The sequence below is a fragment of the Aliivibrio sp. 1S128 genome, assembly GCF_001691065.1.
GTDB lineage: Bacteria > Pseudomonadota > Gammaproteobacteria > Enterobacterales > Vibrionaceae > Aliivibrio.
This window is the reverse complement of the sequence record NZ_MAJV01000098.1, coordinates 1-409: the sequence shown is the minus strand read 5'-3', so window position 1 is coordinate 409 and position 409 is coordinate 1. Positions and strand designations below refer to the sequence as shown.

The 409-nt window shown below is 40.1% G+C and carries 1 protein-coding gene; it reads left to right on the top strand.

Annotated features, from left to right (window positions below):
• Positions 1-406: DDE-type integrase/transposase/recombinase (locus tag A6E03_RS11270; protein ID WP_141677267.1), on the top strand; the 406-nt coding region annotated here is incomplete at its 5' end.
• Positions 407-409: the final 3 nt, after the last annotated feature.

The window sequence follows — 409 nt, the reverse complement described above, 5'->3', positions numbered from 1 at the left end:
CCTTTACTCAAGAAAGGTCATCAGTTGGTCGACGAGTAGGATTAACAACGCAGAGCTTGTAGTTCGTAGTTTAAAGAAGGCTTGGGAAAGACGTAGACCTGATGGTAGTCAATTGATGTTTCATTCAGACCAAGGAGTTCAGTATACGTCAGAGATGACGATGCGTTGGTTGTACAAGAGAGGAATAACAATCAGTATGTCCCGTAAAGGAAACTGTTGGGATAATGCTTGTTCAGAGAGTTTCTTTGCTCAGTATAAAAAGGAATGGATAAGCTGTTTAGGGCAACTATCAAGAGAAGAGATGACAATGCAAAGTCGACTTTATATCGATGGCTATTATAATCCGATAAGAAGGCATGGGACTCTAGGAGGAAAGAGTCCCATAGATTTTGAGTTAAGTAACTAAAAC